General features: G+C 39.9%; 22 protein-coding genes, 1 tRNA gene and 1 rRNA gene. 4 read left to right on the top strand and 20 right to left on the bottom strand.

Going from position 1 to position 26499, the window contains the following annotated elements; translation table 11 throughout:
• The 9 genes from BUB77_RS24440 to BUB77_RS24480 all read right to left on the bottom strand — a co-directional run.
• Positions 1–63: ribosomal RNA gene (locus BUB77_RS24440) — 16S ribosomal RNA — on the bottom strand; the annotation flags it as partial.
• 751 nt (positions 64–814) lie between these two features.
• Positions 815–2152 (bottom strand): ABC transporter permease, encoded by a 1338-nt coding sequence (locus BUB77_RS24445; protein ID WP_073279802.1) that lies wholly within the window; start codon positions 2150–2152, stop codon positions 815–817.
• Positions 2142–2453, bottom strand: a complete 312-nt coding sequence (locus tag BUB77_RS24450; protein WP_073279803.1) for a hypothetical protein — start codon at positions 2451–2453, stop codon at positions 2142–2144. Before BUB77_RS24450 ends, BUB77_RS24445 begins: the two co-directional genes overlap by 11 nt.
• Positions 2454–2472: 19 nt before the next feature.
• Positions 2473–4950: a COG1361 S-layer family protein gene (locus tag BUB77_RS24455; RefSeq protein ID WP_073279804.1), complete on the bottom strand. Its 2478-nt coding sequence runs from the start codon at positions 4948–4950 to the stop codon at positions 2473–2475.
• A gap of 33 nt (positions 4951–4983) precedes the next feature.
• Positions 4984–5763 carry an ABC transporter ATP-binding protein gene (locus BUB77_RS24460; protein ID WP_084124697.1) on the bottom strand — a complete coding sequence of 260 codons (780 nt, stop codon included), beginning with the start codon at positions 5761–5763 and terminating at the stop codon, positions 4984–4986.
• A 236-nt stretch (positions 5764–5999) separates the two neighbouring features.
• Positions 6000–7244, bottom strand: a complete 1245-nt coding sequence (locus BUB77_RS24465) for an AI-2E family transporter (RefSeq protein ID WP_073279806.1) — start codon at positions 7242–7244, stop codon at positions 6000–6002.
• A 123-nt stretch (positions 7245–7367) separates the two neighbouring features.
• Positions 7368–10001, bottom strand: a complete 2634-nt coding sequence (locus tag BUB77_RS24470; RefSeq protein ID WP_073279807.1) for a transglutaminase-like domain-containing protein — start codon at positions 9999–10001, stop codon at positions 7368–7370.
• A 29-nt stretch (positions 10002–10030) separates the two neighbouring features.
• A complete protein-coding gene (locus BUB77_RS24475) occupies positions 10031–11083 on the bottom strand; it encodes a DUF58 domain-containing protein (protein WP_170866739.1) in 1053 nt (350 codons plus the stop codon).
• A gap of 390 nt (positions 11084–11473) precedes the next feature.
• Positions 11474–12424 (bottom strand): AAA family ATPase, encoded by a 951-nt coding sequence (locus BUB77_RS24480; protein WP_139241312.1) that lies wholly within the window; start codon positions 12422–12424, stop codon positions 11474–11476.
• Positions 12425–12563: 139 nt separating this feature from the next.
• Here BUB77_RS24480 and BUB77_RS30135 point away from each other — a divergent pair, with 139 nt between their 5' ends.
• On the top strand, positions 12564–12734 hold the full coding sequence (locus tag BUB77_RS30135) for a hypothetical protein (protein WP_170866740.1): 171 nt from the start codon (positions 12564–12566) through the stop codon (positions 12732–12734).
• 212 nt (positions 12735–12946) lie between these two features.
• Here BUB77_RS30135 and BUB77_RS24485 read toward each other — a convergent pair whose 3' ends face one another.
• Together BUB77_RS24485 and BUB77_RS24490 are read right to left on the bottom strand one after the other, a co-directional pair.
• Positions 12947–13570, bottom strand: a complete 624-nt coding sequence (locus BUB77_RS24485; RefSeq protein ID WP_073279809.1) for a DUF47 domain-containing protein — start codon at positions 13568–13570, stop codon at positions 12947–12949.
• A gap of 15 nt (positions 13571–13585) precedes the next feature.
• Complete coding sequence (locus BUB77_RS24490) at positions 13586–14638, bottom strand: inorganic phosphate transporter (protein ID WP_073279810.1); 1053 nt, start codon at positions 14636–14638, stop codon at positions 13586–13588.
• Between the two features lie 406 nt (positions 14639–15044).
• On the opposite strand from BUB77_RS24490, the gene BUB77_RS24495 reads away from it, so the two are divergent.
• Positions 15045–16604, top strand: coding sequence for an ATP-binding protein (locus tag BUB77_RS24495; protein WP_073279811.1), 1560 nt, complete (start codon positions 15045–15047; stop codon positions 16602–16604).
• Positions 16573–17280 carry a response regulator gene (locus BUB77_RS24500; RefSeq protein ID WP_073279812.1) on the top strand — a complete coding sequence of 236 codons (708 nt, stop codon included), beginning with the start codon at positions 16573–16575 and terminating at the stop codon, positions 17278–17280. The genes BUB77_RS24495 and BUB77_RS24500 overlap by 32 nt, the downstream gene beginning before the upstream one ends.
• Before the next feature lie 271 nt (positions 17281–17551).
• Here the strand turns inward: BUB77_RS24500 and BUB77_RS24505 are convergent, their stop codons facing one another.
• The 6 genes from BUB77_RS24505 to BUB77_RS24530 all read right to left on the bottom strand — a co-directional run bounded on the left by BUB77_RS24505 (position 17552) and on the right by BUB77_RS24530 (position 23742).
• Positions 17552–18490 carry a D-2-hydroxyacid dehydrogenase gene (locus tag BUB77_RS24505; protein ID WP_073279813.1) on the bottom strand — a complete coding sequence of 313 codons (939 nt, stop codon included), beginning with the start codon at positions 18488–18490 and terminating at the stop codon, positions 17552–17554.
• Positions 18491–18603: 113 nt separating this feature from the next.
• Positions 18604–20277 carry a M3 family oligoendopeptidase gene (locus BUB77_RS24510; RefSeq protein ID WP_073279814.1) on the bottom strand — a complete coding sequence of 558 codons (1674 nt, stop codon included), beginning with the start codon at positions 20275–20277 and terminating at the stop codon, positions 18604–18606.
• 124 nt (positions 20278–20401) lie between these two features.
• Positions 20402–21820 carry a radical SAM/SPASM domain-containing protein gene (locus tag BUB77_RS24515; RefSeq protein ID WP_073279815.1) on the bottom strand — a complete coding sequence of 473 codons (1419 nt, stop codon included), beginning with the start codon at positions 21818–21820 and terminating at the stop codon, positions 20402–20404.
• Positions 21821–22164: 344 nt separating this feature from the next.
• On the bottom strand, positions 22165–22395 hold the full coding sequence (locus tag BUB77_RS24520; RefSeq protein ID WP_073279816.1) for a hypothetical protein: 231 nt from the start codon (positions 22393–22395) through the stop codon (positions 22165–22167).
• Positions 22396–22434: 39 nt separating this feature from the next.
• On the bottom strand, positions 22435–22611 hold the full coding sequence (locus tag BUB77_RS24525) for a type II toxin-antitoxin system antitoxin (RefSeq protein ID WP_139241315.1): 177 nt from the start codon (positions 22609–22611) through the stop codon (positions 22435–22437).
• Between the two features lie 111 nt (positions 22612–22722).
• Positions 22723–23742, bottom strand: a complete 1020-nt coding sequence (locus BUB77_RS24530) for an SPFH domain-containing protein (protein ID WP_073279818.1) — start codon at positions 23740–23742, stop codon at positions 22723–22725.
• A gap of 323 nt (positions 23743–24065) precedes the next feature.
• Here BUB77_RS24530 and BUB77_RS24535 point away from each other — a divergent pair.
• Positions 24066–24150: transfer RNA gene (locus BUB77_RS24535), tRNA-Leu, on the top strand.
• A gap of 1024 nt (positions 24151–25174) precedes the next feature.
• Here the strand turns inward: BUB77_RS24535 and BUB77_RS24545 are convergent.
• From BUB77_RS24545 to BUB77_RS24550, 3 genes are all read right to left on the bottom strand, one after another.
• Positions 25175–25363 (bottom strand): hypothetical protein, encoded by a 189-nt coding sequence (locus BUB77_RS24545; RefSeq protein WP_073279820.1) that lies wholly within the window; start codon positions 25361–25363, stop codon positions 25175–25177.
• 112 nt (positions 25364–25475) lie between these two features.
• Positions 25476–25631 carry a type II toxin-antitoxin system Phd/YefM family antitoxin gene (locus BUB77_RS30140; protein ID WP_242962577.1) on the bottom strand — a complete coding sequence of 52 codons (156 nt, stop codon included), beginning with the start codon at positions 25629–25631 and terminating at the stop codon, positions 25476–25478.
• A gap of 22 nt (positions 25632–25653) precedes the next feature.
• Positions 25654–26178, bottom strand: coding sequence for a nitroreductase (locus BUB77_RS24550; protein WP_073279821.1), 525 nt, complete (start codon positions 26176–26178; stop codon positions 25654–25656).
• Between the last annotated feature and the right edge of the window lie 321 nt (positions 26179–26499).

Genomic DNA, 26499 nt, shown 5'->3' on the forward strand with positions numbered 1-26499 from the left:
GACTTGCATGTGTTAAGCACGCCGCCAGCGTTCATCCTGAGCCAGGATCAAACTCTCAAATTAAAGTTTAATCATTTTCAGAATTAACATTGGCTATTTAGAAGCTTATAATTTATGAATAAATCAAAACTTCAACAAGTTAATTTCCGTAGTCTGTGGTGTTACCCACATACTTTTACTGTTTTTAGGTTGTATCATTTCTGATACTGTTCTTTTATTAAAGATTTCTTACTATCAATTTTTGCTCTTATGTAATAGGAACAAAGTCATGATTTCTTAAATCCTTAAATGAAATTTTAAAGAAAATTTCAGGGTTGTTTCACTGTTCAGTTATCAAGGTTCATTTTCTGCTCTTTCAAACTTCATTCAATGGACTTTTCAGCAGCTTTGCCTGCTTACTTTGTTTTCATTTTCTTCAGCTCGTCGGTGCTTTATTACTATAACACAGAGCAAGTTGTTTGTCAATAACTATTTTGAAGTTTTTTTATCAGGTTTTATTGGCCTTATTTATAATTTTCTATACAAAATATATTATTTACAATTTTTATACAATATCTTGTATAATCTGATTATTCGCAAGGTCAATGCAATAAATACTACTGTTTCACAAGCAGCGTATTAAATAATAACACTTATCCTATCCATTGTCAAGTCAATTCAGCAACAAATTTCATCAAATTATAACTAATTAGATTACGTGTAATATTTAAAAGAAAATATTATACGGAAACAATATAAAAACCGTTGACTGCCAGATGAAATCAAATTCACCTGCAATCAACGGTTTGTTCCTTATTTTGATATTCAAATCTAATCAGCCTTCTGTTTTCATAGCCTCAATGGCACTGATTTTAGTTGCTCTGCTGGCGGGATAATAACCGGAGAAAATACCGACCATAATTGCAAGTCCTGCAGCGACTAACGGAAGCCATAAAGGAATAATAGAAAATTTACTGTTTTCAGGATTATACATGTAGCTTGTAGACATCAATGCCTGAAACAGCGGCCCACCGAATTTATTAATCGCCCAGGAGGCTATATAGCTCAAGACAATTCCAAGCACGCCTCCAATCAAACCGATCATACCTGCTTCAAAAAGGAACAGTTTCTTAATATCCTTTACCAGGCATCCCAATACCTTCATAATACCTATTTCTTTTGTTCTTTCATAGATGGACATTATCATAGTATTAGCAATATTAATGGCAGATACCAGCATGGATACAGCGCCGATTGCTCCCAGCACCATCTGCAGCATATTTGCAGTACTTAACATAGGTGCCATAAGCTTAGCAAGACTGTCTGTCTGATAACCCAATGCATCAATTTTCCCCTGTACGTCTTTTACATTCTCAAAATTGTCAACTGTTACCTTTAAATTGGTGTAATGCGCTACAGCGGTCATTGCTTTTTTACGTTCTGTTGTTTTAAGAGTATTTACATATTTATTATACAAATATCTAAAATAACTAATATCCATATAGCTGTTATAGTCAAATTCATAATTATTTGATTTGGTAAGCTGCCCATACCGTTCAACCTTAACTGTCAGCGGCTTCTTTTTTTCATCTATTTGATATTGATAGGGATTAAAACCAAAGGTAATTTTATCTCTTGTGATATCGACCTGTTTAGACGAGCCGAACCTGGAGGTGGGATCGTAAAAATTACTCAGTGAATCACTGCCAAATACGATTACCTTGTTATCCTTTGGCGTAGGCAGGTTTCCGGCTGTGAGAGCAGGAAACTCCATGCCTGATATGTAATTGCTGTCCAAAACGTATAACTGGATATTATTCTGGTAACGGCCGCTATACATGAACATGTTGGTTACTATCATAGGTACAACAGACTTTACATGGGCCAAGGCTTTAACTTCCGCAACCAGTTTATCATCCATAGGGTCTGCCTTGATTGATACATAATTTCCCTTATCATCAACATATCCTCCGGTACTGCTTACAGTAATCGTTGTAAGGCTTCCCTGTTCCATAACCTGCTGGGTATAGCTTTTTTTCATGCCAATACCGATAGATATCATAACCACTATAGATATTGTTCCTATAACTACACCCATAACTGTCAGGGTTGTTCTAGCCTTTCTGCGCTTCAAATTCCGGAGGCCTATTTTGATTAAATCGCTAATCTTCATAAAGCTCTATCCCTTTTTTAATTTTGCGCTTTGCCAACAGGATACCGATTACCACACTGACTGCTAATGTAAGAAAGGAAATGCCTATAACAAAGGGCCAGTTGGAAAGCAAAGGGTCTTTCACTGTACCACCGCCCATACCTGCGGACGTCCCGTCAGGGCTAACTCCCCCACCAGCATCTCCGGCAACCTCACCGCCGCCTCCGGCTGCATTGACTGCCATGCTCGCCGACGCCATGATAGTATTTCCTTCATGAAGATATACCTGTACACCTAAATCCTGATTCATTTCTATCGTCATGGCTTATCTCCTTTCTTTCTTAATCTGCTTCTTCTATTTTTCTTAATTTCTTTTTGTATAAATTAATCTTAATTTTTCTTGCTGTAGCTATTCCAACTCCCAAAATAACCACTTGTATTATCACAAAAATCCATATGGGAAGAATAGCTTTTTTCGCTTGTGCTACATTGCCATCAGGATTTCCTGCTGCACCCGGATCCGGTGTATAAGCAGCTTGTATTGAGCCTGTAAAATCCTTTGTAATTTTAACTTCCTGCCCGGTGCTGTCTTCAAAGGTCACTGTCAATACGCCCTTGGCCTCCCCTTCAACAGAAGGAATTGCTTCAAGCTCAGGGGTTTGCTGCCCTCCGGCCTCTACATTACCTACAAAGAGCATGTCTCCGGTGCTAAGCTTATAATCACCTGATACGGTTGCCTTTACATTGCTTAAAGTGGATTTTCCCATATTGTAAAATGCAAAGGTTATGGTACAGGGCTGGTTTACTACCGGTGCATCATAGGAACCTACTACGATATTATCAACTACAGCCCTGGTATTCTCTGCCGCCTGCAGATTTATCGTTTCCTTGGCAGTCTCCCCGATTTGTCCGGTGGTAGGATTTGCTTTTGCACCTTCATAATCATAGTCCATTGTAACGTCAAGAGGATAGGCCTTCGTTACCGCATCTGATTTCACTCTTATTTTCAGAGTTTTCTTGATTTTTTCACCTGCGGAAATCTTACTGATATAAAAGGTATTGCTTCCATTGTCAACCATGAAGATATTATCTGTCTGACTAAGCGTCACCTTGATGTTCCTCGCACTCATACTTGGATGGGTATTCTTTATTTCAAAGGTAAAATCAAAGGTAGTTCCTGCAACCAGCTTTTCTTCACTAGCTGAAAAATTACTTATAATAAGCTTCGGTTTACTGGAACCTGCACCGTTATTCTGTACATTTAAAATATATAAATTAGCTGTCTCGTCTGCGCTGGTCTTTCCGTTCGCTACGTAGGAATACTTTAATGCCACGCTGCTCGTACCTTCCGGTATCGAATCCGATGCCTTCAGGGACATATTGACCCTTGCCTTATTCCCACCCTTTATGCTGTCTATGTAGTAATACGGTTCAGAACTTAAAGGAGCGAATACATCTCCTGTTGCAGTGGCTAACGATATCTTCACATCACTGATATCCACTTTGCTTTTATTTTCCATATCAAATGATACATTCACTCTGGCACCGGCATTCGGTGCATCCGGACTTTGGGTCACATTGGTAATTACAATATTAGGCTTGCCGCTTTCATCCACACCCTCTGTCGCTTCCACTGACAAATAAACGGAGGTTTTTGTATTAAAGGGAGTCTTTGTTTCATCCGTATAGGCAATAGTAATCGGAACTTCTTTTAATCCGACCTTTGCATTTTGAGATACAATCAACGGAATTTTAACGTCTGTCTTACCATTAACTGCTAATTTATCAACCGCAATTGTCTTTCCTGTATAGCCAGGCAGAAAACCTTCTGAACCCAGTCCGTCAATTGACACCTGGATATCGCGGGCAGGGCTCTTTCCTGTATTGCGAATGGTCACGACCATATTGAACTTATCGCCTGCCACCAGTTCACTGGCATATTTAGTGCTTACTATTTCGATAACAGGAGCCTCTGTATTAGCTGTTACAGTAATGTATACCTGACTGGTGTCGGTAGTTACATTGCCATCCTCATCTTTATACTTCATAGTAACCGTAAGCTTCTTCAGTCCTGCCGTTGCATCACTCTGAATCTTCAGGGGCAGCTTTACATTATAAATTTCCCCGCCTTTCAGAGTTCCCGACTTGCCGATTTTTTGTTCCAGTTTTGAATATCTTGGTGAAATCTTTGTTTCATCAAAGCTCTTGTCATCAATACTGAAATAAGCATTTCGTGCGGTTATTTTTCCTTCATTTCTAATTGTGAAATTAAGGTCAATGCTCTTTCCGATAGTTGCATTATCATAATTTACATTATCGACTGTCAGCTGGGCGGGTTCTATCTCATCCGAAATTATAAAATTAAGGCTGGGAAGGGTATAGGTCGCACTGCTGTAACCGGTGTCAGTACTGTATAAGGCATCAACTTTTACTTCCAGCTTGGTTATTCCTATTTTGGCAGTTTCTTTCACAGCTAAATCAAATTCTATATATAATTTTCCAGCATTAATACCGATAGGCGGATTATCTGATGAAAACCCATCACCGGTCAATGCGACATTTTCAACTTTATATGGTTTTCCCTCTGTCACTACAGTAATTCTTGGCTGTGCCAAATAGCCTCCTACCGCTTTTATCGGCAATTTGACATGGACTGTCTCCCCTGGAACCCCATTTATATCATTCACAGAATCGGCATATACGATACTGATTCCGTTCCCACTGTCCGCAGTGGCTTTTACAGCTGTCCCTCCGGCTAAATTAGCTGCTATCATTGTCATAATCAATACAGCAGTAAAGACCTTTTTAACCTTTCTCATCCTTTAACCCTCTTTTCCTCTATTATTATCATTTCAGCTGATTGTTTCCGCTTTTTCCTTTGCCTGCAGGGTATTCCCTTCAGCACCGGCTGATATGGGCACTTCCTGCTTTTCCTCCTGAGCTTCTTGAGCCTCCTGTTCGTTTGTTACCGCTATGTCCAGGGAGGCTGCCTCTCTTACTTCAATTTCCTGAATTTTTCCGTCCAATATATGTATGATGCGGTCTGCAAAATCCGCTAAACGCCTGTCATGTGTTACCATTACTATGGTTTGGTTATGCTGCTTTGCCATCATTTTAATCAGCTTCATAACATCCATTGTTGTCTTTGTATCCAGATTACCGGTAGGCTCATCAGCAAAAACAATCTCAGGACTTGCCACAAAGGCTCTTGCTATTCCAACTCTCTGCTGCTGCCCGCCGCTCATTTCTTTGGGTTTATGATTCAGCCTGGTTTCCAGCCCTACTTGTTTCAGCATGTCTCTGGCCATTTTCCTTCGCTGTTTTGTCTTTACTCTTTTAAATATCAGCGGAAATTCCACATTCTCCAGTGCCGTCATAGAGCCTATAAGGTTATAGGATTGAAATACAAAGCCTAAATAGCGCTGCCGAAATCTGGCCAGATTATTCTCACTCATTTTATGTATCTTCTTGCCCTTGATGATAATCTGTCCGCCTGAGATTTTTTCTATACCTGCCATGAGATTTAACAGGGTTGATTTACCAGATCCGGAGGTACCCAGTAGGCAGCAGAATTCTCCTTTATAGATGTCGAAGCTTACATCATCCACCGCGTGTATTTTCTCCTGACCCATGCGGTAGATTTTTTTTACGTTTTTAACCTCAATAATTTTTTCAGCCTGGTTTGCCACCTTGAACAATCCCCTCCTTGCTATCGCCTGTCTCCTAACATCTTACAATACATATCTTAAATAAATTCTAGTTGATTTCTTACATTTTTCTTACAATTTATTCCCATAACTTACTATTGATATACTGCAAAAAAGGCCGCATAAAGTCTCCTTATAAGAGGCTCATGCAACCTGATGTACTAATTTATGCCAGCCTCTTCTTTGGACGGCTTTTTCTCTCTTCCCTGCTCCTTTTGTTTCACGCCGTCCTGTTCCTCCTGCTTTTCCTTCAGTCTTGTGTCAACATATCTGGAAAACAAAAGCTTAAGCAAAGCACCGACAGGCACAGCAAAGAGCATTCCAAAAAGTCCTCCGATGGCATTACCGAATATCAAAGAAATGATTACCAGTACCGGATGTATCTTGATACTCTGGCTTAACAGCTTTGGTGCTATTATATTGCCATCCAGAGCCTGCACGATTGCCAATGCAATAACAGCAATTATCAGCTTTTGATATTGGCCATATGCAAGACAGCTTATCGCAGTTCCGAAATAGGCTATAAAGGGTCCCAGGTAAGGTATTAAATTTCCCAGCCCTGCAATTATTCCAATGAGCACCGAATATTTTACCCCGATTATTGACAGAACTACTGTGAGCGCGAACATCATTACCATAACATCCAGGAGCTGTCCCCTGATGTAGCCGGAGAATACATAATCGGCATCCTTTAAAAATATGCTGATCCTTGTATTCCAGCTATTATTTAAAAATGCCCTTCCGACTTTCCTGATATAATTTTTGATCATTTTGCCGTCAATCATAAAGTAGATTGAAATTACCAGGGCAAAGATGACGGTTGTTATATAGGAAGATATATTGGCAAGGGAAGAAACAAACGAAGTCCCTCCGGTCTTTAGTGCATCCACCAGTTTCGTTGCATTATCCTTAATATAATCATTAATCTGTTCCGAATGAATATTAACCGTCTCCAGCTTAGCCAGAACAGAAGCATAAAAATCATTAATATTATTTATATAATTTGTTGCCAAAACTACAATGTCATCTAACTTTGCCAGTCTCAGCTGGTTTGTGACATTATAGACAAGCAGGGAAATGCCAAGCACTATAATAGCAAGAAGCAGCAATACCGTCGTCATAACTGCCCAGGTGCGCCCGGATTTCAGCTTCCAGTTCTTAATCTTTATCTTTCCATAAAGGGTTTCAAAGAAGTTTACAACAGGGTCCAGCAAATAGGCTAAAATAAATGCAATAGCAATTGGCTTGGCGACTCCCATTACCCAATTTAACATACCAAGCAGCCCTGTTAAAATATCCTTTGCGTTTTTTGCTACCAGACTCAATATATATATGACGATACATGTTATGATGACATAAACAGATATTAGCGTGTAGCGTTTATTCATTCTGTTGCTGATTTTCATTGGATACCCATACCTTTCTGTCCATTAAATAAGCATATTTTACCGTTTATTATAGCACAGCAAATCCATCGTGTATACCATTTCACGCTAAGGGAGAAACTTTTTCTTTCCACCGGTCTGCGCTTATACAAAGTACAGACCGCAGATTATTCTCTTTAATACCGGAAGGCTTCTAAATACTGTTTTCTTAACAAGCTGGTAATAGTTACCGGCACTTTCTGCTTCCTCCGGTGTCAACGGCCCGGAGCCAAACCTTGCTTTCAGAACAATATCGATGAATTGCAGAAATTCCTTTTCTTTCAGCTGCTGCAGGTTATCCTCGACCATTAAAGCCGAATGCTTGTAGTCCGCCTCGTCCAATGGTACTCCGGCGGCTCTTATCAGAAATTTCACTTTCCGGTAAATAAGGATTGTTTTCTTTCCCGGCTCCGCTTTTTTTAGGCTGATAAAGCGGTATACCTTTATCAGAACGCCGGCTGTTATAAGGAATACTAAGGTTATTAGCATTGCTGTAAGCATAAATACCGCTATATCCTTATAATTCATATGGCCGCCCTTTGCCGTTTTCTCTGCACCGGAGGAATCTTTTTCATTGTTGGTATCGCTTTGTTCCGGCACGGTAGGGGTCGCGGTTGCCTGTGGTGTCGGTGTGACAGACGGTGTTATTTCATTCTGCCCTGCAGGTGTGCTGTCTTCTTCCGTCTGAAAGCCCGGTGTCATTTCCACAGGAACCCAGCCCCAGCCATCCTTATAGACCTCCACCCATGCATGGGCACCCGAATCACTGATTCGCACCTCACGTTCCACAACTGTCTGCTGCTTCATCTCATCATTTTCAGAGAAAACCGTAACCGTCTTGCTTCCGATATTCTTTCCATTCTTAATAGCCGTGGGTTTTGCTATATACCCTTCTACATATCTGGCCGGTACACCTGCAAAGCGGTACGCCAGGACTGCAGCGCTGGCATAATGCGTACAAAAGCCCTGTTTTTTCTCATAAAGGAAATACTCCACAAAGTCCTTACCCTTTGGTAAAGTGCCGGGCTTTAAAGAATAGGCCGTATTTTTCTGGATATAGGTACGGATATAAGCTGTTAGTTCACTAAGGGCTTTCTCTTCCCCGTATTTTTCTCTCATTTCCGCATATTTACCCTCCATGTCGGCCTTGAGCTGTTCAAGTCCGCTGTAAGGTACCTGCATATAATATTTCTCTATAAAAGTACGGTATTGCTTATCCGTCTCTTTATATTCCATTAACTTATTTTTCAACTCTTCATTCATGCCGCCGTATACTGCTGGCTTCTGTTGATATTTTGCAAGTTCTGTAAAAAAATCGCGATTTAATATATCTTCCTTACCCGTATAATAATAGTAACTAATCAAATAACCCATGTGGGCAGCACTGCTCTTACTATATTCCGGATTGGCCGTATCCATTCCCGTCTCCTCGTTAAGAGAAGGATAATATGGCATATAGGTATATTTGCTGTTTGCACCTACATTCTGGATGTTCATATAATCACGGTAAAAGCCCATAGGCTGAACATATCCCAAGGCTTCTTCCATAAGCCTTATGAGTCCCCCCGTCTGGTCGGCTGCCTCCAGATTAATATTTTCCCACATTGCCTTATATTGAGCATAATCTGCCATAGCTTCATCGCTCAGGCCGTTCCAGGCATTGCCGTCATAGGTGCTTCCGGTAAAGCCTTTCAGGTAAACAGTCTTACTGTTTTCCAGCACATTTATAATAATGTCCGTCTTATTATCATAATTAAGCTTTCCCACACCTCCCAGTCTGCCTTCATTCAGACCGCCGGAGGCTGTGTAATATTTAAAGATAACGATTTTCCCATTATTCAGAAAACCAAAATAGTCAGCTACATTCTTTACATCTATTTTTTCAATCTTTACCCGGACTTCTTTCTTCACCTTCGGAATATTCATTTTATATTCATAGGTCGTTTTTGAAAAGCAAAAGGGAATAAGCAGAAACAGCAGCAAAACGCTGCAAAATATCAAAAAGCTGCCCTTTATGTTTATTCGGTAGTGACTGCTGTCCATTATTTTTTTTTGTTCCTTTAACGCTGCTCTTTCCTCCTTTGTTCCTGCCCCTGACATCCGAATATGGTTGCCCAGTACAAATATGCCAAAAGTAGCAGCTATGTAGGCAGAAAAGGAAGAAGTGGAAGGAATACGTCCAACCACAAAGGGAAGGATAATAATAGGAAGTGTCACCGGATAATATAGTAAATGGGAGGCCTTATTCAATATAATCAAACTAAGTATTAAGGCAAGGGGCAGAGTAACAAAAATAAGAAAAACCGTAATTACCCTTGCCGGCTCATAGTTATCTACCAGAAAAGTATAAGCATGGGTACCATAATACTTATTCATAAAAGTTATGAAATAATTCTCTATCTGCCAAAAACCGTTTCCAACTTCCTTCCACATCCTGAAAAACCCGTATAGATAGGTCGCCAGAATCGGCAGAAAAATTACTATTCCAGCTTTAAAAAAAGCAAAGAGTCCCCAGCATACCAGCCCGAAGAAAAAAATCGCTCCCAAAAGAGGCAGCTGTACTACCGGAAGCTTAAGTCCCGTTGCAAAACCAAATATTACACTATAAAGCACAGCCTCTATGAGGATAATCTGCATTATGGACTGAAGGCAGGGATAACTGCCGTATCCCACAGCCATTACGGTTTCTTTTCCTCTGATAGATATCCCATCAAAAGACTTTTCTTTCTTAGCTCTCATAAAACCTCTTTCCCGTTTCTCTCGTCAGCTTAAGCAATAACACCCAGTTTAAAAATTGTTTCTTTTATATTGTTGATGTCAATAGGGTAGCAATCTATCATGGATTTTTTTAAGAAATCCATTGTTTTTGACTTTAACGGCAGCTTTTGAAGATCATTGATATAAATGATGTATAAATGATGCATGCCTGATTTCTGCAGCTTCAGAATCTTATCTTCCGATACCTCATTGGTGAGATAAATGACATTTCTGCCTGCCTCATCCTCCAGCTCATACACTTCCTTCTCTTCCTCTTTCCTGGTATAAAAAGAAGCACTTAATAACGCTGTCTGCGCCTCATTGCTGCTGTTATTATCTATTATATCCTTTTCAACATACTGCTTTTCAACCCAGTCATACCATACAAGTCTGTGCTGATGCCCTTTTTTTAATATTCCTTCGGAAACCGACATGGCAGCTTCTATATAACTGTCCAGCTGCAGCAATTTCTTCTCGCCCTCTTCCTCTCCTTTAAAATCCATAAAAAAAAGGGCCTTATCTCTTAAGGGCTGACTGTACTCTTTCATAATCAGCTTCTGGTTTTTTCTGCTGAGCTTCCAATGTATCTGGTTGGGCCTGTCCCCTTCTTTATAATCCCTTACCCCAAAGATTTCAGAAGGGTCATTTCCGGGTTTATATTCAAGATAATGGACACTTTCATCATCCATTTCCATATCCGCAGTTTTTCGAATAATATCCCCTGCTATCGGATGAAGGTTCGGCATTACGGATACCATTAACCAATCGGGACATTTTCTGGATACATATCCTATGGATAAGATATCATAGCATTTAATGCGGTAAACCGATATCTTAATATTGCCGCAATGCTCCGACTTCAGATTTAAAACTGCATAGGAGGAACTGTTTTTATCCACACTTAAAATGATCTTATCCTTTTTCCTGCGGTTCGAGATTTCATTGCAATAGGTATAACAAATTTCAAGATGGGTAATGGGTATATCGGAGCGGTTATAAGCTTCGAATTTTATTTCGATGTCCTCTCCCTTTTTGGTCAGGGCCGGCACAGCAGAAACTTTCACTTCCACTCTTCTTAAAGACAGCCAGGCTATAAAAAGGAGTAAAAAGGGCAGCAAAAGGACTGCAAAGAAAAAATTCATGGTAAAGTATACATTATAGAATATGGAAAAGAGACCAACTAACAGAAGAAATATGACATATGCTATTCTTTTTCCAGTCATTTTATGTGTAGTGTACCGCCGCTGTCCTTCCTGCGGCTGCCGCAGATTTTTTGGCTGAAAGAAGCACCAGGGCATCCTTTCTTTCTCTATTTTCTTTCAACCTGTCTTTTGCAGACCTGCCTGTTTTTCTGTATGCTATGCTTTTCCAAGCCCTGGTATTTATCCAATGGCGGATATTTCCCCAAGCCTTGGTATTTATCTAATCTTTGATATTTATCTAATCTTTGATATTTATCCAATCTTTGGTGCCTGTACCTGTTTTAAAATTCCCTTGCTGACCTGCTCCAGGCTTACGTTGTTTACCCTTGCCTCCGGCTTTAATATAATACGGTGTGATATGATATCGTAGAATATGCTTCTGATGTCATCCGGCACCAGAAAATCCCTGCCGTTGATATAGGCATTCGCCTTTGCCATGTTGAGCAGGGCAATGCTTCCTCTCGGGCTTACCCCAAGCTCTACATAGGGGTCCCTTCTCGTCATAAGTATAAGCTTTACCAGATATTCATAGATACTGTCATTTACATAAATTTTTTCCGCCTGCTGCTGCATGGTAAGAATATCTTCCCTGCTGACCACTTCTTTCATTTTGGACAGAGGATTTTCACCATTCCTGTCTTTTAACATACGAATTTCCCCTGCAACATCCGGATATCCCATAGAAAGCCTTATCATAAAACGGTCCAGCTGGGATTCCGGCAGCATGTGGGTGCCTATGGACCCTACCGGGTTCTGGGTTGCTATTACGGTAAAGGGCTTTGGTACCTGCATGGTAATACCGTCAACTGTCACACTGCCTTCTTCCATTACTTCCAGAAGCGCTGACTGTGTCTTAGAGGAGGTACGGTTGATTTCATCAGCAAGGAATAAATTACAAACAACAGGACCCTGCTTGTAATCACCTAATTCTCCATCTCTTGTTATAACATGATAACCGATTACATCTGTGGAAAGTACGTCCGGGGTAAACTGCAAACGGTTATATTCCAGATTCATTACTTTAGAAAAAGCCAAGGCCAGGGTCGTCTTTCCGACACCCGGAATATCCTCTATCAGGATATGCCCTTTCGCTATTATGGCAGTCAGGACTTTCCGAACGATATTTTCCTTGCCAATGACTGTTTTGTTCACTTCTTTCATAATATCCTGTGTAATCTCAAAATTCAGCATTTTATCCTCCATGCATTCCGCCTTACTACCTGCGGCGCCGCATTTTTCAACCCGCTCTCTTTTTTAGACTTCTTTTTTACTATAACTCAATCCCCATATATTTGCAATAGAAATGCTGGTAAGAAACACAGCAAACGCATGAAGGAAGTTTATGGAAGCGGACGATGACCAAGGAGGTTATTTTGGAGTTTTGTTACGCGAGAACCCTTATTCCACTAAAGCGCCAGGAAACGTGACTGGCAGGCAAAACAGCGCCAAACTCGCTGTAACAAATATGGCGGTGTTAGTTATCAAGCTCAAACAGTGGCACCGTTTTACCTAGTCACATTTCCTGCCACTTAAGTGTCATAAGGAACCTCTTGAGGCAAAACTCCAAAATAACCTCCTTGGTCATCTGTACATATCCACTATTTGGTCTCATGCATTTGACCTGTGGCAAGAAAAAGGAATACAAGTATCTGCGGACAGCAAATACAGGTATTCCTATTCTTACATTATCAATTATTGACACCTATTATGAATTCATTCCCAGCATCAGGAATTTTTCATTACAATGCTTTCGATTTCATTGGCCACATCTTCACAGGCATCACAGCATTTTTCAAGCTTACGGTAAACTTCAGTCCAAATCATCAGATCAACAGGGTCTGAAGTGTTTCTGTACAGTTCCTTTACGCCGTTAATATAGAGGGCATCTCCCTCTTCCTCCAGGCGGTTTACCTCAACTACTTCCGCATGAAGCTTCTTGGACTTTTTAAAATTACGCATTTCTTCCACGCTGACATACATGGATTTACAGCAGGCTTCTATGGTCTCTGTAAATTTCGGTATCTCCGGACGGATTTTTTTCACATTGAACATGTCAATGCACATTAATACATCTTCTACCGCATCCGTAACATCGTCAATCTGCTGAGCTACATTAATAATATCTTCTCTTTCAATAGGAGGAAGGAATTCCTTTATAAGATGTTCGATCATATCATGCTTTGCAATATCTGCTGAATGCTCAATATTATGCATTTCTCTGATTTTCTCCTCCAAAGTTGCTGTATGGAAATCAGAGATTGTTTTCTTTAAAAGCTCTGATGCCTGTAAAGAAAACTTGGATAAACCAAGGAGTGCTTCAAAATAATCGTATGCTTTTTTACTGCTCATGTTAATTCCTTTCTCTTAAAAGATTCTCATAAAGATATATGCCATCAGGTACCCGACTACTCCACAGCCCGGGAAGGTCAAAACCCATGCCAAAACCATTTCTTTTACAACACTCCAGTTAACGGAAGAAATTCTTTTGGAGGCTCCAACACCCATTATTGCCGTTGTTTTTGTATGAGTTGTACTTACAGGAAGACTGGTAAGGGAGGAAATCAACAAGCTGATTGCTGCTGCTGTATCAGCTGCAAATCCCTGATATGTATCCAGTTTCACCATTCCCATACCAACTGTTTTTATTATACGGTATCCGCCGATGGAAGTTCCCAGAGCCATAACCAAAGAACAAAGTATCATAAGCCATACGGGAATTGTAAAATTCGTTACATCGCTTTGGCCATTTGCTAAAAACATTCCTAACATGAATACGCCCATAAACTTTTGTCCGTCCTGTGCGCCGTGCATGAATGCCATTGCTGCTCCGCCTAAGATCTGTGCCTTCTGAAAAGCCGGTTTCGATTTTCTTCTGTCCATCCCTTTACAGGCGGCTTCTATTATTCTTACAACCACAAAGCCCAGAACAAAACCAAGCAGGGTAGAAATTACCAGACCATATATTACTTTAATCCATTCATGCCAGTTGATACCGGATATACCTCTCTGAAGAGCGATGGCCGCACCGGAGAGGCCTGCTATTAATGCATGACTTTCACTGGTAGGAATACCAAATACCCATGCTCCTGTTGCCCATGCTACGATGGCAACTAAGGCGGCACACAATGCAATCAGAGAATTATGGGAATCACCTCTGAAATCAACCATATTGTAAATAGTCTGGGCTACTGTCGCATTAAATGCAGTCATTACAAATACACCGAGGAAATTGAAAATAGCTGCCATAATAATGGCCTTCTTCGGTTCCATGGAACGGGTCGACACACAGGTTGCGATAGCGTTGGGTGCATCCGTCCAGCCATTGACCAAAATAACCCCCAAAGTTAAAACAACCGTAATAAGCAAAGCCGGATTATTAATAATCTGGTGGATAAAATCACCAAATAAAATCGTCATATTGCTCTCCCATCTGCGAAAATTCGCTTAATTTTATGGTGGCGCTTGTCTTATCAAGCCTTAAAAAGCTTAACATGAACTTTACAAAATATCAATGTGTTATTAACTTCTTTACATTTTCTTAACGTTTTCTTAACTGGGTATATACCAGTAGGAATACTATAATTCCTATTGTTTTATGCATCATTGCGGTTTTTCTCCCGTTATTTTCTTACGTTTTTTATAGAATGCACTATAAATTACTATTAAGAATTCTTAAGAAAGAATACCTTACATATTTTTGCCTGTTTCTGCCTCCATTTACAGATATCCAGGATTTTCGCTATAATTTTCTATGGTGCAACATAATAAAATATATTATAATAAGAATATTGAAAGTAAATCTTATATATTTTGGAGAAACAACATGCAAAAACCTGATACTTCGGCTATTCTGTCCGATATTTTAAAAACAGTTCTTATATTGTCTGCCTCAGCCATACTATCCTATCTGGTTATTCACAAAACGGGAGAGGACAGTAATGTATATATTTTTTACATTCTTTCCGTTATTATTATTTCCAAAATAACAGAAGGTTATCTTTGCAGCTTTATTGCCTCTTTTTTAGGAATATTAGCTGTATATTACTGCTTGTTCTTCTTAAACCTCCGTTTTACTCCTTCCAGCGAAGGCTACCATCTTACCCTGGCAGGTATGTTCATAATATCTGTTATTATCAGCATGACTACTGCCAACTTAAAAAAGCATGCACGGGAGGCGGAAATCAGAGAAGAAAAAACAAGGCAGCTCAATGAAATCAGCAGAAAGCTTCTGTCTCTGAACGGGGCAGAGAACATAGGAAGCCTTGCTTTGGAATATGTTTCTTCTCTTACGGGCTGCTCCTGCGTTTTCTATTCCAAATCGCCCCAGTCCGGAGAACCGGGCATGATTCACAGCCTTGATCCAAAGCATATCCCAATTATGAATTCAAGCCACGAACGCTTTGTTGCCCACTGGGTCTTTGAAAATCAAAAAATCGCAGGCTTTCAGACGGACTTTGGCAATGAATCCAGTTGTACCTATCTCCCCTTAATATCCCATAAAAAAATCTGGGGAGTTATGGGAATTTTCCAGCTGTGTCAAAAGCCCCTGGATAAAAGTACCCTGGATTATTTAAAGCTCATCATCTCCCAGGCAGCTATTGCACTGGAACGGGAGTATCTGTCAGATTCCCAGCAGAATATCCTGCTGGAGACGGAAAAGGAAAAAATGCGTGCCAATCTGCTGCGTGCAATCTCCCATGATTTGCGTACTCCTCTCACCGGCATGATCGGCGCCAGTGAAACGATTATGAATAACAAAGAACAGCTAAGCCAAAAGGAACAGGATAAGCTTATCAAATATATCTATGAGGATTCCAACTGGCTATTGCACATGGTTGAAAATCTGCTGTCCGTTACCCGTATAAAGGAAGGTGTTTCTTCCGTCAGCAAATCCCCGGAACCTCTTGAGGAGGTAGTAACTGCTGCCGTAGGCCGCTTAAGGAAACGCTATCCAAAGGCCAATGTGCAGGTTAAAATACCGGAAGAGTTTCTGATGGTCCCCATGGATGCCACACTGATAATGCAGGTACTCATTAATCTCCTGGAAAATGGTGTAAAACATGCCGGAAAAGGTGCCTTACTATCACTGAATGTAACGGCTGCCGAAAACGAAGTCCTGTTTCAGGTAGCAGATAACGGAAAAGGCCTTACCTTTAATGATACGGATTCCGTATTTGAAGGTATTTCCCCGACCACTGCCCAGACCAGCGATGCCGTAAAAGGAATCGGTATCGGACTTTCCATCTGCAAGACAATTATTATGGCCCACGGCGGAACCATAAATGCCCAGAACCAGCTAAGCGGCGGAGCACTGTTTACCTTTACACTTCCCCTTGAAGGAGGCAATACACTTGAGCAAGAAAATAAAAATTCTGCTGATTGAGGATGAACCAACTATCAGTAAATTCATTGATGCAACTCTTTCAGCCAATCATTATAAAGTAATCCTGTGCCGTACCGGAAGAGAAGGTATCGAGCTCATCTCCTCCCATTGTCCGGATTTGGTTCTGCTAGACCTTGGTCTTCCTGATATGGATGGATTAGAGGTGATAAAGGAGGTAAAGGAATGGTCTTTCCTTCCCATTTTAGTGGTATCTGCAAGGGATGACGAATATTCCAAGGTTCAGGCTCTGGACGCGGGGGCTGACGACTACATTACAAAGCCCTTTGGAACCAGCGAGCTGCTGGCCCGTATCAGGACAGCCCTCAGGCATTATATCAAGGCTGATTCCAAAGGCGGTAAGGCAAAAAGTTCCTATAAAGCAAAGGATTTTCTTATTGATTTTGACAAGCATCTGGTAACCATCCGCGGAGAGGAGGTCCACCTGACCCAGATAGAATATAAGCTGGTATCCCTTCTGGCCCAGAACCCGGGGAAAGTATTGACCTACGATTCCATTATTACAAAGATATGGGGTCCCTATGCGGAAAAAGATAATCAGATTCTAAGAGTAAATATGGCAAATATCCGAAGAAAAATTGAGAAAAATCCCGTTGAACCGGAATATATCCTGACTGAAATCGGAGTGGGCTACCGAATGGTAGAAGATTTTTCATAGCGATTATTTCGCTGCTTTCACCCATAAGGAATAGAATTATCCCTGTTTCACCGAATATGTTCCGGCTTAACAGGTTAATCAGATGTGCTTTCTGCAGGTATTAAGAGGCTGCTGCAAAAGATGAATAAATACCTGCTAATGTATACATAAATGTATATCCACCCTATGCGGTATAAAACACCTTTTGCAGCAGCACCCCGGTTACCTTTTCAGGAAAGCTGTTTTGTTTATTTCTTTAAAACAAATGCTCTTCCTCTTGAATTACTTGTGCTTACAGTTCGTTTATCAGGGTCTCGCCCTTCTTATACTTTTCAAAGCTTTCTTTAAACATCCTGATTATTTTCTTAATAACATTCTTGGAAATGGCTGAACTATGAGGTGTAATTAGAACATTGTCAAGCTCCCATAAAGGGCTGGCCTCCGGCAGGGGCTCTTCATGAAAAACATCCAGAACCGCTCCCTGAATCCTTCCTTCTCTTAAAGCGGCAATAAGAGCTTCTTCCTCTACCGTATCACCTCTTGCAATATTTACAAAAACCGCTTCCTTTTTCATAAGAGCAAATTCCTCTTCTCCTATCAAATGATAAGTCTCCTGGGTAAGGGGAGCTGCCATTACCACATAATCAGCCTTTGGAAGCATTTCTTTTAACTTGTCCATGGAATACACACCAGCAAAGCCGTCTAATTCACAGGGTGTCCTCTTAAGTCCAAACACCTGCATATCAAAGGCCCCGGCTTTTCTTCCGATTTCAGAGCCGATGTGCCCTGCCCCTATGATCAGGATGGTCTTTCCCTCCATATCTTCCCCAGATATCAGCTCGCCCCACTTTTTTTCTTTCATTAAAGGAAGATACCTGTCATAGTGATGGCTCATGACAAGAAGCCCGCCCATAACATATTCTGCAATGGTCACCGCATGGACACCACTGGTATTGGTAGCCAGAATTCCTCTTTCCTTTAATTCCTTTAAAGGGAGCTTCTCTACGCCGGCACTCACACTGAATACCCACTTTAAAGAAGGAGCTGCCTGAAGCATCTCTTCATCTAAGGGCACCGAAAAGTTCCCTCCTCCAATCGTCACAATAATTTCCGTCTCAGGCAGATATTTTAAAGCCTCTTCCTTTGTAAGGCAGACCTGCACCTTTTCTCCGGTAATGTCCGATATGGCATCCGTATAGGCATTTTGATTATATATAAGCGATATGATCATACTTCTTCCCCTTCTTTTCTTCTAATGGTAAAAAGCCGTTAAAACCAGACATGAATTACACCTGTTTTCACGGCTTTATACTTACAGGCTTTGGATTCCCGCCGCCTTACTTCTTAAAAATATGTCTTTGTAAGCTCTTCTACAATATTCTTCATACAGCCATCCTGAAAAGGAGAATCCAGCCCTACCTTGTTTAACATAGGCTCATAGAATTCTCTTGCGGAAAGTCTGCAAAGCTCAAGATAGCTCTCCCAGGCTTTTCCATAGTCCTTATCCATCTTAATGCGGTATTGAAGAGCGCAGGTCTGTGCCAGGCAGTAGTCAATATAATAAAAGGGATCCACATAAATGTGCTGCTGTCTCTGCCAGAAACCACCCTTTGAAAAGAACGGGTCATTCTCGTAATCCATATGAGGCCTGTATTCACTCTCCAGCTTCATCCAGGCGGCTTTTCTCTCGTCAGGAGTCATATCCGGGTTCTCGTATACGATGTGCTGGAATTCATCTACCATGCAGCCATAGGGAATAAAGATAATGGCATCTGCCAGATGCATTTTTCTGTAATCCTCCGCCCTGTCTCCGAAGAATTTCTCCATGTACCTGTCGGTAAAGAATTCCATGGACATTGAGTGGATTTCTGCTGTTTCCATGGTAATGTCCCTATGCTCTTCCACTTCATAATTTCTGGCTACATATCCCTGGAAGGCATGACCGCATTCGTGAGTAATTACATCTACATCAGAGCTGGTTCCATTAAAGTTCGCAAAAATAAAGGGTGCCCGGTAGTCCGGTAAAAAGGTCATGTAACCGCCGGCCTGCTTATTCTTTCTTCCCATTACATCAAACAGCTCATTTTCATACATGAATTCAAAAAACTCTTTTGTTTCGAGAGATAAATCGCTGTACATCTCCTTACCCCACTTAAGAATTTCTTCCGGCGTGCCAATGGGTGCCGGGTTGCCGTTGTTAAAGAACATTTCATTATCATAGTATTTTAAGGAGTCCAGTCCTAAAGCCTCTCTCCTTTGTTCATGAACCTTTGTAGCAAGAGGAACAAATACCTTCTTCACCTGATCTCTGAAGTTCTTGACCATATCACGGTCATAGCTGTTGCGGTTCATCCGGCAATAGCCCAGCTCCACAAAATCCTTATAGCCCATCTTCCTGGCCTGTGCCGTACGGTTCTTTACCATCTTGTCATAAATATCATCCAGCTCTTTGCTGTGCTCCGCAAAGAAACCGGAAAGCTTGCTCCAGGCTTCCTTTCTGACATTTCTATCGGAATCCGTCAAATATTTTCGAAGCAGGGAAATGTTAAGCTCTTCACCGTTAAAGTCAATCTTAGCACCGGCAATTAGCTTATGGTAGGTGGATTTCAGATTATTATCCTCCTGCATAAGGGGGATTAATTCTTCATTCAGAGCCTTTAACTGCAATTCAATATTCTTAAACGCCACCTTTCCGATTTTTTCTTCCAGGTAGGGCCTGTAGGGTGACTCTAACAGAACCTTGGAATATTGAAGCTTAAGGTCATCAAACTCCGGCTTCTTTTCATCATAATAGTCATTTTCTTTTTCATAGAACTCATCTGCGGTATTGCCGGAATGCCTGATTTCACAAATTGTCATTTGTGTAAGTACCTTATCAATTAGACCGTAAGCCTTTTTATGAATCTCAAACTGCTCTTCTCCGCTTTTTGCTTCCTTTTGCTCCTTTATCAATTCGAAAAAGGATAGTTTTACTTCTTCCATATCCACTCTTTTATATGGAATATCTTTGAATTTCATAATTTAATCCTCCGTTTTTTAAAATAATATCCATTCTTATTATATCTTAATTAAAATAACTATATTCTGCAATGGAGAATATGATAAAATTTATGAATAACTGGATAAATCTTTCATTCATTTATTATTTTACTTCATCCTGTTCTTCATAAAATAAGGCAGCCTTATTCAGGCAGCCATTGCAATTCCTGCAGCCGTGGCTTTCCTTCCACAGCCTGTCGGCAACCGGTTCCCACCTGTCTGCAGCAGGAATACATTTTTCAGTAAGGCTTCCTACCTCTTCCGGATTCTTAAGGTCGGTGGATTTGGCGCCAGACCTTTCCACCATTTCAGCAAGTCTGCCCTGATTATCAAGAAGCGGGCAGGGTCTAAGCAAATTGGCATGAAAAGGCTGGTTCTTATGATATTCCATAAACAAAGGTGATTTTAAGGCCTCCAGTATACTTTTCTCATATACATTACTGTCCGAATAATGAATAAAGGCACAGGGTTCTATATCTCCATTGGCATTGATGTGAAGATACCTTCTGCCGCCTGCAATACAGCCCTTTACATATTCTCCGTCGTTCCAGAAATCTATTGTAAAAATAGGCTTGCTCTCACGGAAATGCCTGATCTGCCGGTATATAAATTCACGCTGCTCTGCTTTAGCCAAAAGCTCCGGTACGGCATCTTTTCCTACCGGCATATAAGTAAAGAACCAGGCAAATTTAGCACCTTTCCCAACCATAAAGTCAAAGTATTCCTCACTTCCGATAACTTCCGTATTCTTACTGGTATAGCAGCAGGATATGCCAAAGGGCAGCTTTTTGGCTCTTAAAAGCTCCATTGCCTTCTCTGTGGCTAAAAAGGTTCCCTTCCCCCTTCTGTAATCCGTTTCCTCCTGAAAGCCCTCCACACTGATTGCCGGGACGAAGTTTTTGACCCGGAGCATCTCCTGTGCAAATTCATCATTTATTAAGGTTCCGTTGGTAAAGGCAAGAAACGCACAGTCCTGGTGCTTTTCACACAGCCTTATAATATCTTTCTTCCGTATAAGCGGTTCTCCGCCGGAATAAACGTAAAAATATATTCCAAGTTCCTTTCCCTGGGTAATAATGCTGTCCAGGGTATCAAAATCCATGTTTAATTTATCCCCATATTCTGCCGACCAGCAACCGATACAGTGCAGATTGCAGCCCGAGGTAGGGTCAAGCAGTATAGCCCAGGGGACATTGCACTGATATTCTTTCCTGGCCTTATTCTGCCTTTTTCCTCCTATAAATACCCCATTGACAATAAAGTTCTCAAAGAGCTTCTTCCTGACTCCATCGTCTACATCCGTATACAGGCTTTTTATAAGACGGTACCAATTGTTATTCTTATTGTCCATATAAGGCAATATAACCTTAGCCTGTTTTGCGACGTATTTTTCCTCCTTATCTATCTTTATCAGCCAATTCAGTACTTTGGGAATGTTTTTTTCAGGATTGGAATCCAGATAATAGACCGCCTTCTTGATACCATAACCCTGTATAGCCTCCTTGATACTTTTTCTTTTCATGACCACCCATATCCGCCTTGTTTTTAGTAATTATATGCAAACAGCCGGTTAAAATGCAATTCCAAAAAGCCTTATATAAAAAGCTTGATTCGGACAGCAGAATGCTATGTTTCTTGAGATTGCCTTCTGATACCCGAATCAAGCTTACCATGTTGTACTATCTTTGCAAATAAAAATGCTGCCATCCTATAGCTCCCATCAAAGGATGGGGCACCTGACGCAGCATAATTATTTTAGAAAATTTAATTTAGGGGTATCTATCTAAGCTATTGATTTTTTACGGGATATCTTTTAATCACTGACTATATTCTATGCATTGATATCTTTTAACCACTGATTACTTTCTATGCATTGATATCCTTTAAATCGGATATTAGTTCCAAATCAGAGGCCGTTACTTTTAAATTCGAACTGAGAGTCTCACCGGATACTGTTGTGACGGTAATTTCGATAACCGTTCCTTCCTGTAGGCCTTTATTATTTACAGCCTCAATAAATTTAGGAAACTTGGGATGGTTACCGGTAAAGGTATCCCAGGATTTCTTTAATTTCATCATTTTTACGGGATTTAACATGATATTCCCTCCTTTTAGTAATTTCAGCTTAACCTTAGCTTATTCGTTTTTTCTCTTTCTTACGCTCTCTGACAGCAAATATTCAATCTGTCCGTTAATAGACCGGTAATCATCCTCTGCCCAAGCAGCGAGTTCGTTCCATAGGGTCGGTGACAGTCTTAAAAGAATTTGCTTTTTGGATTTTTCCTTTTCTTTTAATTGTCTTTCCTTCTGCAGGAGCTCCTGCTCAATCTCTTTTATTCTTTCAAGACGTTTTTGCAGTTCCTCTTCCCTTTTATCTATGCTTCCTTCATTGTTTACTGCCATCTTACTGCCTTTCCTTTAATCTTAATAAAGAGAGCCGCTGTTTACGATAGGCTGCGCATCCTTATTTCCGCAGAGTACTACAAGAAGATTGCTTACCATAGCTGCCTTTCTTTCATCATCAAGCACTACAATCTCTTCCTGCCCCAGCTGGTCAATAGCCATCTTCACCATGCTTACAGCACCTTCCACTATTTTTTGTCTGGCTGCAATCACAGCTACGGCCTGCTGTCTCTGAAGCATTGCTGCCGCAATTTCTTCTGCATAGGATAAATGAGTGATTCTGACTTCCTTTATTTCAAGACCGGCTTCACTTACTCTTTGCTGCAGCTCTATTCTCATGCTTTCGGCGATTTCCTGGCTGCTGCCTCTTAGAGTTTTCTCATCCGCATCATTTTCCATGGTATCATAGGGGTAAAGCCTTGCCACATTTCTTATGGTCGAATCGCACTGGATGGACAGGTAGGTCTTATAATTATCCACATTGAAAACAGCCTTTGTAGGGTCCGCTACTCTCCAGATAACCACCGCACCAATTATGATAGGATTACCTAATACATCATTTACCTTCTGCTTCTCATTGCTAAGGGTAAGGGTCTTTGTTGAAATCTTCTTACTGCCCTGACTTGCAGGATTTGTGGTAGTTGTGCCTGTGGTATAAGTCCCCATATTTATATTCGTATTAACCGGTGACGTTCTTGCCGGATGAATGGCTCCGGCAAAAGGATTGGTATAATAAAAACCTTCCTTTTTGATAGTTCCATAATACTTTCCGAATAAAGTCATTACGATAGCCTCATTGGGATTTAAAATATGAAAACCACTCAGCAGTACACATAATACAACAAAAAGAACAATACCGGCAACCAGTAAAAATGCACCAAGATTATAATTCATTTTACTTAAATTAATAGAGCCGGCAATAATCCCCCAGATTGATACCCCAAACCCGATCAGCACCAGCAATAACATTATTCCACCGCTAAAGGGTTTAATTTCTTTTTCTTCCACGTTATTTAGCCTCTGGCCATTTTCATTTTCCATAATAACTCCTTTCGCTAATATCAAATCAGAGATTTGATATTCCTGATTACTTAGTTGAAAGATTTCCTTTCAATCTGATTTTTCTCATATTAGTATTTATATTAGTATTTATATTAATATGATATCATTATGATATCATATTATCTTTCTATGGTAATTTTGTCAATAGATAAATTGAAAAATTCGGCAGAGAAATTCAAAAATTTAGGAGAAAAACGTATGCCATTATATGTGTTATCATGAATTTTTAAAAAAAAATAAAAAATTCAAACTTTTGCTTGACTTTTGGACAAAATATAGTAGAATATATACGTTGACGCTTCGCAGTTGTGGCGGAATTGGCATACGCGCTAGATTCAGGTTCTAGTCCGCATTACGTGGGTAGGGGTTCAAGTCCCCTCAACTGCATATAAAGAAAAGCCTTGTAAATGTTGAGTTTACAAGGCTTTTTGCTTTTTTACCAAATGATGGTCAGAGTAGAAAATCCACTTGACAGCTGCCAGATTATTTTATTTTCATTTTACTCTGGCGTAATCTATGAATGTTAAAGCCTTGCAGCTAACCATGAGCATGGAAGATATGCCCCTTTCACAGTCTGACAAAGAGCGAATACAAGAATGTATTGACGGGAAAGTAAGTTTTCAAGAAGTCATTACCCTATTAATTCAAAAACATACGCATAAACAGGCTGTATAATTATGAATGGTGAATATTACTATGAATATGAAAAGGATAACTTATACTGCTATCCCAGCACTTATGTATTAAAAAACAAATTAAACATTTTAGATGAGAATGAGTTAAAGACTGCCGAACGCGAAATCACTTCCTTACGCACCGTTCAAGCATTGACCAGTAGAATAGAAGGTAACTTTGATAAGAATTAATGATAAAAGCAATGTCTATAGATACTGATGTATTATAATTACAGAATATACTTTGGAATGTACCATAATATAAACCTATAAAAATATCCATAAATCAAATAATGCTAACCTAATAAAACACATAAAACAGGGCTTGTTCACACATAATGGAATCCACAATAACCACACACAAAATTTAGGTTCAAGTCCCCATAACTGCATACTTTAAAGCTCTCGCAACCTTACTAAATTCAAATGGTTGCGAGCTTCTTATTTCTTTAAAATTCTGTTAACCTCTGCTAACGTGCCTTTTTATAGCATAAACTATAAATGATGAATCCTTTCCATATTGATATCTTATTTTAGTTAATCTTACTTTACTTCCTTTTTGGCTACATGAATTAATTATAAATGTAAATACACATTATCTATGTAATAAAAAATCATAAACATTATTATCACCCGATACATCCAAATTGCAGAAAGATTGACCTCTCATAGGTTCTAATGTATATAATGATAATCCAGATTTCTCAATCCATGAGTTTTTTTAATTTTATATTTTATTAACTGCTGCTGTGATCAATAATCCAGTCAATGATATACTCTGTATGATATTTTCCACTTGCTATGCCCAACCCAAGATCAATAGTATCCTGATTACTTGCATTCACTTCAATGTTATTAACATAACTCTGTATTGATGAATATAGCTCGAAATTTTCATATGTCTGAAATTGTGCGTTCAATGCCATATCAAGTAATCCTTCGTCTCAGACTCCATCTAATCCTCCTGATTGCTCTATGGCCATTGAATGCATTGAAAGAATCTGTTTCTTTTGCAGCTTCATCATTTTGCTAATTCCTCTATGCTTCTGCATACCTAGAAAGAAATTTTCTTGCCGCCTCTTCAACCATTAGGTTGTCGTCAGTAACTTCATCCTGTATCTTACTATAATCGATTATAATATATCTTGGTGCATTATTTTTCAAAATAACCGCTGAACCTTTTTCGTCAACCATACGCGCAACCTCGAATATAAAACTATTTTATCTTAATCACATAGCCATCTTTTCTTAGCTTAGCTTTGGGAAGGTCTCCTGCTATATAACCTAATGTACAATGTCCTATACCTATATAATTATCACCAATACCCCATTCTCTCAAAAGTGCTTTTCCTGCATCACTTTCAAATTCTTCTTTTGCCCGATGAATCCAGCAGGAACCTAGCCCGATGGCATGGGCAGCATTCATAAGATTTCCCAGCACCAGACTGCCATCCTCTATATAGGTCGGTCTATTTTTATCTGCTAGTACGATTATGACCGTGGGTGCACCATAAAATGGTTCAAAACCACTTTGTCCAAGGATATTCGCATTTATTACAGATAATTTTGCAATGATTGCTTTGTCCTGCACTGCTACGATGAGTGGCGACTGTAATCCCCTTCCGTTAGGTGCATAAGTCCCGACTTCCAGTACTGTATTTAATTCTTCTTCCGTAATCTGCTCCGGTTTATATTTATGGATGCTTCTTCTTTCTTTTAAATCTTTTATTGTTGTATTCATATGATATCTCCTCTTGCCATAGCCCTAAAGTTTGGGATTTACTTGTTAATTTATTATCTTATTATCATCCTATTTTCTCTATGGCTTTTCTTTAGGAAAATAACGCTTATCTTTACATACACCACGCAAATTATTACTTCCCTGTCAACAATTAATGGAAGCAGCTGCTTTTCAAGTCTTCTCAGTAATATATAGCTAAAAATTGATCTGCAAAGCCCCAAAATTTCAGAACCTTATTTTTGTATTTGGAATTTTCCAGATGGCAACTACTGTATTACTTAACAATACTATGTTTTGGATACCCACTACATGCTTTCTTAA

This window comes from Anaerocolumna jejuensis DSM 15929, from assembly GCF_900142215.1.
GTDB classification, from domain to species: Bacteria; Bacillota; Clostridia; order Lachnospirales; family Lachnospiraceae; genus Anaerocolumna; species Anaerocolumna jejuensis.

Excerpts from the sequence above, each read along its gene's own strand:
- BUB77_RS24445 (WP_073279802.1), bottom strand. The coding sequence starts at position 2,152 with ATGAAGATTAGCGATTTAATCAAAATAGGCCTCCGGAATTTGAAGCGC.
- BUB77_RS24450 (WP_073279803.1), bottom strand. The coding sequence starts at position 2,453 with ATGACGATAGAAATGAATCAGGATTTAGGTGTACAGGTATATCTTCAT.
- BUB77_RS24455 (WP_073279804.1), bottom strand. The coding sequence starts at position 4,950 with ATGAGAAAGGTTAAAAAGGTCTTTACTGCTGTATTGATTATGACAATG.
- BUB77_RS24460 (WP_084124697.1), bottom strand. The coding sequence starts at position 5,763 with ATGGGTCAGGAGAAAATACACGCGGTGGATGATGTAAGCTTCGACATC.
- BUB77_RS24465 (WP_073279806.1), bottom strand. The coding sequence starts at position 7,244 with ATGAAAATCAGCAACAGAATGAATAAACGCTACACGCTAATATCTGTT.
- BUB77_RS24470 (WP_073279807.1), bottom strand. The coding sequence starts at position 10,001 with ATGAGAGCTAAGAAAGAAAAGTCTTTTGATGGGATATCTATCAGAGGA.
- BUB77_RS24480 (WP_139241312.1), bottom strand. The coding sequence starts at position 12,424 with ATGGAGGATAAAATGCTGAATTTTGAGATTACACAGGATATTATGAAA.
- BUB77_RS30135 (WP_170866740.1), top strand. The coding sequence starts at position 12,564 with ATGGAAGCGGACGATGACCAAGGAGGTTATTTTGGAGTTTTGTTACGC.
- BUB77_RS24485 (WP_073279809.1), bottom strand. The coding sequence starts at position 13,570 with ATGAGCAGTAAAAAAGCATACGATTATTTTGAAGCACTCCTTGGTTTA.
- BUB77_RS24490 (WP_073279810.1), bottom strand. The coding sequence starts at position 14,638 with ATGACGATTTTATTTGGTGATTTTATCCACCAGATTATTAATAATCCG.
- BUB77_RS24495 (WP_073279811.1), top strand. The coding sequence starts at position 15,045 with ATGCAAAAACCTGATACTTCGGCTATTCTGTCCGATATTTTAAAAACA.
- BUB77_RS24505 (WP_073279813.1), bottom strand. The coding sequence starts at position 18,490 with ATGATCATATCGCTTATATATAATCAAAATGCCTATACGGATGCCATA.
- BUB77_RS24510 (WP_073279814.1), bottom strand. The coding sequence starts at position 20,277 with ATGAAATTCAAAGATATTCCATATAAAAGAGTGGATATGGAAGAAGTA.
- BUB77_RS24515 (WP_073279815.1), bottom strand. The coding sequence starts at position 21,820 with ATGAAAAGAAAAAGTATCAAGGAGGCTATACAGGGTTATGGTATCAAG.
- BUB77_RS24520 (WP_073279816.1), bottom strand. The coding sequence starts at position 22,395 with ATGTTAAATCCCGTAAAAATGATGAAATTAAAGAAATCCTGGGATACC.
- BUB77_RS24530 (WP_073279818.1), bottom strand. The coding sequence starts at position 23,742 with ATGGAAAATGAAAATGGCCAGAGGCTAAATAACGTGGAAGAAAAAGAA.
- BUB77_RS24545 (WP_073279820.1), bottom strand. The coding sequence starts at position 25,363 with ATGGCATTGAACGCACAATTTCAGACATATGAAAATTTCGAGCTATAT.
- BUB77_RS30140 (WP_242962577.1), bottom strand. The coding sequence starts at position 25,631 with ATGGTTGACGAAAAAGGTTCAGCGGTTATTTTGAAAAATAATGCACCA.
- BUB77_RS24550 (WP_073279821.1), bottom strand. The coding sequence starts at position 26,178 with ATGAATACAACAATAAAAGATTTAAAAGAAAGAAGAAGCATCCATAAA.